A 7,726-nucleotide genomic window follows, 5' to 3' on the forward strand; every position below is an offset into this window, starting at 1 on the left:
CTGATCTGCTAGCATTGAGTAAATATCTTCTGATTTTCTATTTTTAGACATGTTTTTATCCTTAATATTTTGCTAGAAATAATCTAGCATCTTAATTAAGAATTTACACAGTTAATTGGAAAGTGCCTAAAATATGTATAAACTTTAGTATTTTCATACTGTTTGTCAATATAAACTATATTAATAGGATTATCAGTTTGTAATTTAATATGAATATATCCAATAACTTGATTTTGTTTGAACAATAATAGATGCATATTCTCGTTATTATTTTGTATATTATTTTCTTGAACTCCTGTATTTAACTTTTTATGAAGTTCTTTTATTTCTATCCATTCATCTTCTGTAAATGCTTGACAAACTCTTATGCCATGCCAACCTGATTTTTCTTCAATTTTGGATACAAAATCTGTTTTAGCAATAGCATAAGCTGTTAGATTATACTTATATTTAGTAGCAAGCTGTTGTTTTAATTTTTGATATGCATTTTTATCATCTAAGTTATTAATTATCCAATTTTTGAATTTTAAATGTCTATCAATCTCTGAATTACCTTGTTCAAAGATATGAACATGAAAAGCATTTTCTTTTACAAAATATCTTCTCATAAAAAATCCGCATTCTCCTTTAGTTGCATATCCAATATTTTCCATATTTAAATTATACTGATCTACTTCTCCAAGATCTCTTACTATTGGCATAATATCAATGATTGGCTTTGCATAAATTCCAGGTATACTTGTAGAACCTATATGGTGAATTTCTATACAATTATCTCCTAATGCGTCACTAATTTTCTCAGCTTCTATCTGGAAAATATCTTTCCATTCCTTATTATGGGGTTTTAATATTACTTCTACTTTTTTCATAATCTTATTAACCTTATATTATTTATTTCCTAGAACGATTTGGGCTGATTTTCTTAAATCTCCGTTAGGAGACAGGTATCTGTATAAAGTAGCTCTAGTTGTTCCAAGTTCTTTACATAATTCACTGACAATGGTTTCTTTTTTGCCCATCGAAGCTTGGGCTAATCTAATTTGAGCTTTAGTTAGCGAGAATCTTCTGCCTCCTTTTCTACCTCTAGCCCGTGCTGATTCAATTCCTGCTTTTGTCCTTTCTATTATTAAATCTCTTTCAAACTCAGCAAGTACAGCAAAGAAGCCAAAAAACATTTTTCCAGCAGGAGTTGATGTATCAATATTTGCCCCTTTACCTGTAAGAACTTTAAGGGGTTCTGTTCAGGAAGGTACGGAATTTCTGCGACCATAGCTGTAACCATTGCTATATCTAGCTCACAGAGGGGCGACCGATTTTTAAATTGTTAATTATAAATTCTACAATCCCTTGTAAATCAAGGCTTTCAGCACTATCACCAAATTCATACATTCCTATAAGGTTAATATGTTGCCAAGCTACTGGTGAAAATCGTACAATATTCTCACACTCTTCTATCATTTTTTTACTTTTATAGTAACAATAAAGCTTTGATAGAATCGACGCATTATAAAAGATAATACAATTTGCTAATAATCTAGCACACTCATTATTAATAGTTAACTCTTTTTCTGTTTTACCTACAAGCTTGCGAGAGCTAACTTTTGCTATTGCTGATCTAAGCTGATGATACGATTCACCTCGATTGAGCGATCTATGAACATTCTTTCTGATTTGCTCATTATCGATATATTGTAATATATACAAGCTCATTATGATTTTATTTAACTCAACTAAAGCACGAAGTGTAGAATTTGATTTATATGCTGAAAGCTTTCTAACTATATGACTTTGAGTATTCTTTTTTAATCCTAATGTTGTAAAGATTCTAAGTATATTATCCCATTCTTTTATTATTAGCTTGGTATTAACCTGCTTACTTGGTTTAATAGTATAGTCTTTATAATTTTCTACTCTATCGAATGATACTAAATTTGCCCTAGCTTTTTCATCTAATCGAGTAAATCTTGGCATAAAACGATACCCGAAGAAATGCAATAAAGCAAAGTTTAGTTTATTTATACTATGCATATCTCCAGATATAGCCGATACTCGAACATCTGTGGTGTTACTATTTAAAATATCAAATAAGTAATGACTCTCATGTTCATTAGCTCCAATAATTTTAGAGCATAGCGGTAAGCAATTAGCAAACAATGTATATGCAGATATGCCTTTACCAAATCCAAAATATTTTGATGAATATCTTGCCTTAATTGTATTATATTTAGTTTCAAGTTTTTGCCCATCAACACTAGCATGTATACCATAATCAGCGAGAGTATATTTCTCAAATATTGGAAGTTTTTCAACTTTATTCATTACTACATCATTAGCTTCAGATAGTGTTTTTATTCGTAGAAAGTTTTTAGATGCTGACTCAAGTTCTGATTGCTTAATATTACTAATATCTTTCATCCTATGAATATCACTGCCTGTACCTTTAGCTACAATACATGCCGAAATAGCTGATTCATTTGCTTTATTTTTAGAATATGATGGCAAAATATGAGTAAACTTTTTTATGAAACCTGACTCTTTTATAGTATGAGATATTATATCGCTGATGCTTACTGTATCTAGGTTTTCATAGAATGGATTATTGACTCCATCATCTACCTTTTTATATGGTAATCTCCAGCTTAATATTTCCCCTTTTTTATTGTATTTGATTTTTATTTTTTGGTTTGAACCGTCATTTATATTCTTATTTGTAGTGTGGTATCTATTACTAAGCTCCTTTTCAAATTCTTTAAGTATTATTCCAATGTCAGTTTGTAGAAGTTTATTTTTAAGCTTTTTAATAAGATTTAATTTATTATTTTTCCATTGATCATTTGGTATCAGCTCATCTTTTAGAGACTTATAGCTTAGACTATCTATTACTGTGACAGTACCATTACTGATGTGCTTCTCTATTTGCATATACAACATAAACTCATAACGGTCACCATTAATTTTCTTAGCTTTTTTGCTACTACCTTTTATTCTAACTTTTTCAATAATATATCGACGCAAATTTCTTGGGACAAAGCTTATTTTAACCTCATTAAAATCGTAGTCTTTAAAAGATTTGTTACTCTTAAGATGTTCTTTAAAAAAGTTAATAGCTTCTGCTAAATGCTTATTCTCTGATTGAAAATCTATGGCCTTAAAGCTTCCTCTAATATTCTTCTTAATTGAGCCAGCAGATTCAGCATAATATTCCCAACGATAAAATTCTGCATTAAATTTAGGCTTTCTAAAATTCCTAGTAAAGTTGGGAAACAGGTGTTTTGGGATAATTTCAAAAGCTTTATCACGAATTTGATTATCAGCCACTTTTTTATTATAAAATAAGCTCAAAATGTCAGCTACAGAGTTTCTAGCCTTTGTCTCACTATCTAGATAGTTTTCATATGCTTTTACTTGATGCTCCTCACCATCTGATAGGTAACTATTTACCTTATGACTAAAACTAAATATAAGATAGTCGCTTATTTTTTGAAACCGATGATAGGCATAGCATATCAAATATAATCTAGCTAAATTCTTTTTACTCATATGCCTTAAGCCATATATAGTATGGTATTCAGCTAGCTCAGCATAATACAGAATATTTTGTTCACTTAAATCTAACTGCTTAATAATTTTGAGAGAGTTTTTATAGATATTAGCAAGGAACTGATGTTTTTCGACAGTGCTATTAATATCTTTAGTAGCAAAATCTTTTTGATCTTTTTTAATTATTGTTAGTTGATAGTAATCATCGTCTTTTTCTAATAGAGTTTGAAGATCATCTCTAAATGGTTTATCCATCAAACGATATAGTTTATTACTTAACCGATTTTTCTCATTATTAAGAGCTTCAGAAATAATCTCTTGTAATACACTATAGCTTGGTCTAACAAATCTATTTTGATGACAGAAATCCAACAATGAATCAAAGATATATTTGGGTACTATATGTTGTCTAGCTAAATCTTTAGCATATGTCTCTAGCTTCTTTCTAAAGCTACTATTGTATGAAAACATTTCATATTTTTTAAGGATAACTTTACGGTTCTGATATACATAATGTTTGCTAGTAGCTTTTTTAGGAAATTTGGAACCAGGATAGTATGTTTCTATGATATGCCATGAATCTTGCCTAACTCCATGTATAGTAAAATTGAAAAAGTATTGAGATATACGGAAATACTCCATTTGTAATATGTAGTCTATCTTGGAAGATAAATCTGTTAAAGTGTTTAAATATTCATTATCGTATTCATCCAATTCAAACAAGAACTCTCGATCTTGCTTCTCTATTTTTGGGATTGTATATAGGTTATCAAAATCATCTGCTGATAAAATTTTAAGTCTAGCCATATCTATTATTTTGTATTAGTGAAAATGTCATTAATTCTAAACCTTTTTGTTATATAGATATATTTGTAATTCAATAATCAATATGTATAATTATTCCTAATATTTGATATTAATACTTACCACCAGCTAAATGTCCCATATTTTTGCATATATTCGAGTATCTACTGGTAATCAAGATACTCAAAATCAGAAATTAGAAATTTATGAATATGCAAGAAAGAATAATTTTAAAATTGACCAATTTATTGAAGCAGAGATATCGTCTAAAAGATCAACAAAGTCTCGTAGAATTGAAGAACTACTAGATAAATTAGATGGTGCTGATACATTAATTATTACAGAATTAAGTAGGCTAGGAAGAAGTACATCTGAAGTAATTGATCTAGTTAATGAGATTATTGCCAAAAAAGTAAGATTAATATCTATCAAACAAGGTCTTGATATAAAGTCTCATGATATGTCTTCGAAAATAATAGTTACTATGTTTTCTTTATTTACTGAGCTAGAAAGAGATCTAATTAGTTCAAGAACAAAAGAAGCTTTAGCTAGTAAGAAAGCTCAAGGAATTAAACTGGGCAAGCCTAAAGGTACTATTCAGAAAAGCAAATTTGACGATGATATCGATAAAATTAAAGAACTACTATCGTTAGGACTCTCTGTTAGAAAAATAGCCAAGTATTTAGGATTATCAAATCATATTGGTTTAAACAATTATATAACTAGCCGTAAACTAAAAGATAATCTCTTACAGTAGGAATTAGTACAAATGAGCGAAAGACCATGGGAAAGTAAAAATATAACATCAGCCGATCATGCCCTTGAAATTATTAATGCAAATGTGCCTAATATTGAAATTAATGATATTAAGCTATTAGGAGAAGGATGGGATAATACTACATGGATTATTAATAATGGTTTATGTTTTAGATTTCCTAAACATGAGGAAGCAGCAAGACTATTATCAAATGAGATAAATATATTGTCAAAATGCATTAGACCAAAATATATTAGCGTTCCTTATCCAAAATATATATGTTCATCGCCAAAGAGTTTTAAATATATTTTTTATGCTCATGATTATATACCTGGTTTGACTGGGGATAACGCTAAATTAAGTCGTAATGGTAGAATATCTATAGCTAAAAAGTTAGCAACTTTCCTAAAAGAATTACATAATATTACTATAGAAAAATGTATTTCATTTGGTATAACAGAAGATCAAATTAATAGATTGGATTTTAGGCTTAGATACTCAGATTTCAAAAAACGTCTAAGCTATTTATTAGAAAATAATTTATTAAATGATTGTTCTAGAATAGAAAACTTTTATAAAGAAAACATGAATATTACTATTCCTAAAGATATTAGATTATGTCATGGAGACTTATATGCTAAACACTTAATCATAAATAATAATGATTTATATGGAGTTATAGACTGGGGAGACTCTGAGCTTATTCATCCAGCGATAGATCTTGCTATTGTATATCAATATCTACCTAAAGAAGCACACTCTATATTTTGGAATATTTATGGAGAAGTTGAAAATAACATTCATACCATAGCTATGCTTAGAGCGATATATAGTAGTGTAACTATATGCTGGTATGCTAACCAAGTAGGTGATGCCTCTCTTTTAAATGAGGGGATTATAGGTTTGAACATGATAAGAGAGTCAATATAATGAGTGAAATTAGACCCCAATATCATTTTAGAAAAGTTAAAAATGATTTATTGATATGGGATGTTAAAAAAATAATAGAATTGACGAAGCACATTAAACCCAAAATAATAAATTTAACTGAAATAAAAGAAATTGAATCCGAATATTGGTACGATTCAAGCTCAGAAAGACCTACATGTAAAAATATAGTAGATCATATGCGGTTAATTAATAATGCCGACTTAAAATATCCAATTATATTATGCAAAGAAGGCAAAATAATTGATGGTATGCACAGAGTGTGTAAAGCATTATTGCTAAATAATAACGAAATTCTAGCTATTTATTTGGAAGAAGATATTAAACCTCACTTTATTAATGTTGATGTCAATGATTTGCCATATTAGGAGAGTTTGCCGTCATGAATGATGATTATATAAACGTTGATCTTGCATATAAGCTTATTAAAAAGCAATTTCCTGAATATTCGCAGTTAGATATTAAATCTGTAGAAAAACAAGGACATGATAACAGAACTTATCGGATTGGTAATGACATGCTTATCCGCATGCCAACAGCTGAAAGTTATGCTCTTAAGGTGCCTAAAGAGCAAGAGTTGTTACCAAAGCTAGCAAAGCATTTAAGTGTCGCAATTCCTGCACCTATAAAAATGGGAAAACCATCTGAGGATTATCCGTATCCATTTTCTATTTACAAATGGTTAGATGGTCGCAGTGCCAATCATATAACTCTTGATGAGCAATCATTAGAAAACCTAGCTTTTGAGTTAGCAACTTTTTTGAAGGAACTGCAAGCTATTACTGATGTAGAAGGCCTTGCTCCTGGTCAGCATAATTGGTGGCGAGGTGATCATGTTAGCGTTTATGATTCTGGAGCCCGCGAACAAATTGCTAAATTAGCAGATACTATAGATGGCAACAGCGCTCTAGAACTTTGGGAAAGAGCATGTGCTACTAAATGGAATAAAGCACCTGTTTGGATCCATGGTGATTATGCCGTTGGTAATATACTCATCAAAGATAATAAATTATCAGGTGTGATTGATTTTGGTGGAACTGCTATGGGCGATCCCGCTTGTGATCTTGTCATTGCTTGGACTTACTTAAGCAGTAGAGCACGAGATATCTTCGCAGCTGAAATGCGCTTAGATAATGATACATGGCTTAGGGCACGTGCCTGGGTACTGTGGAAAGCAACATTTGAGCTTTGCAATATTGCAGATAAAAATAGTCCAGAGGCTTTGTTTCAGAAAAAGATTATTGATGAGGTAATAAATTATTAACATTAAATACTAAGATTAAATTTATGAAATTACCAATAGTGCTAAAACCCTTGATTTACAAGGGATTGTGGAATCTCTAATTAACGATTTAAAAATCGGTCACCCCTCTGTAAGCTAGATATAGCAATAATTCCAGCCATGGTCGCAGAAATTCCGTACCTTCCTGAATAGAACCCCTTGTTGGCAATAAAGTTAATAAAATAATTTTGGATAATTTCGGAAAAACTTTTTATATATTATCAAATTATAATATAGTTGCTTACAACATTTCTCCTATTACAGATCGAATAAAAAAGACTGTTGATTTAATCTTTCATTAAACTTATGAACTTTTGTAAAATATAGATATCGTAGATATTTATATTTTTAGTAGTTATGGATTTTTTCTTTTTAGGTTTAGAAGAATCATTAGG

6 protein-coding genes and 1 pseudogene are annotated in these 7,726 nt (G+C 30.0%); 4 read left to right on the forward strand and 3 right to left on the reverse strand.

The features are described from left to right. Window positions 1–95: 95 nt before the first annotated feature. The 3 genes and pseudogenes from F3D57_RS09725 to F3D57_RS09735 form a co-directional block, all read right to left on the reverse strand. Complete coding sequence (locus F3D57_RS09725; RefSeq protein WP_150466109.1) at window positions 96–869, reverse strand: GrpB family protein; 774 nt, start codon at window positions 867–869, stop codon at window positions 96–98. An 18-nt stretch (window positions 870–887) separates the two neighbouring features. Next, window positions 888–1,232: pseudogene (locus tag F3D57_RS09730) on the reverse strand (recombinase family protein); the annotation flags it as partial. Between the two features lie 58 nt (window positions 1,233–1,290). Further along, window positions 1,291–4,347, reverse strand: coding sequence for a Tn3 family transposase (locus F3D57_RS09735; RefSeq protein ID WP_150466111.1), 3,057 nt, complete (start codon window positions 4,345–4,347; stop codon window positions 1,291–1,293). A gap of 130 nt (window positions 4,348–4,477) precedes the next feature. Here F3D57_RS09735 and F3D57_RS09740 point away from each other — a divergent pair, with 130 nt between their 5' ends. From F3D57_RS09740 to F3D57_RS09755, 4 genes are read left to right on the forward strand one after another with little or no spacing between them, the layout of a single operon-like run. After that, entirely contained in the window at window positions 4,478–5,101 is a 624-nt protein-coding gene (locus F3D57_RS09740; protein ID WP_150466112.1) for a recombinase family protein, read from the forward strand. 12 nt (window positions 5,102–5,113) lie between these two features. Continuing rightward, window positions 5,114–6,031 (forward strand): phosphotransferase family protein, encoded by a 918-nt coding sequence (locus F3D57_RS09745; protein ID WP_150466113.1) that lies wholly within the window; start codon window positions 5,114–5,116, stop codon window positions 6,029–6,031. Then, entirely contained in the window at window positions 6,031–6,417 is a 387-nt protein-coding gene (locus F3D57_RS09750) for a hypothetical protein (RefSeq protein WP_224728181.1), read from the forward strand. Before F3D57_RS09745 ends, F3D57_RS09750 begins: the two co-directional genes overlap by 1 nt. A gap of 14 nt (window positions 6,418–6,431) precedes the next feature. After that, a complete protein-coding gene (locus F3D57_RS09755) occupies window positions 6,432–7,313 on the forward strand; it encodes an aminoglycoside phosphotransferase family protein (protein WP_150466114.1) in 882 nt (293 codons plus the stop codon). Window positions 7,314–7,726: the final 413 nt, after the last annotated feature.

It is taken from the genome of Francisella sp. SYW-2, assembly GCF_008711475.1.
In the GTDB taxonomy this organism is placed as follows: Bacteria; Pseudomonadota; Gammaproteobacteria; order Francisellales; family Francisellaceae; genus Francisella; species Francisella salimarina.

Excerpts from the sequence above, each read along its gene's own strand:
- F3D57_RS09725 (WP_150466109.1), bottom strand. The coding sequence starts at position 869 with ATGAAAAAAGTAGAAGTAATATTAAAACCCCATAATAAGGAATGGAAA.
- F3D57_RS09735 (WP_150466111.1), bottom strand. The coding sequence starts at position 4,347 with ATGGCTAGACTTAAAATTTTATCAGCAGATGATTTTGATAACCTATAT.
- F3D57_RS09740 (WP_150466112.1), top strand. The coding sequence starts at position 4,478 with ATGTCCCATATTTTTGCATATATTCGAGTATCTACTGGTAATCAAGAT.
- F3D57_RS09750 (WP_224728181.1), top strand. The coding sequence starts at position 6,031 with ATGAGTGAAATTAGACCCCAATATCATTTTAGAAAAGTTAAAAATGAT.
- F3D57_RS09745 (WP_150466113.1), top strand. The coding sequence starts at position 5,114 with ATGAGCGAAAGACCATGGGAAAGTAAAAATATAACATCAGCCGATCAT.
- F3D57_RS09755 (WP_150466114.1), top strand. The coding sequence starts at position 6,432 with ATGAATGATGATTATATAAACGTTGATCTTGCATATAAGCTTATTAAA.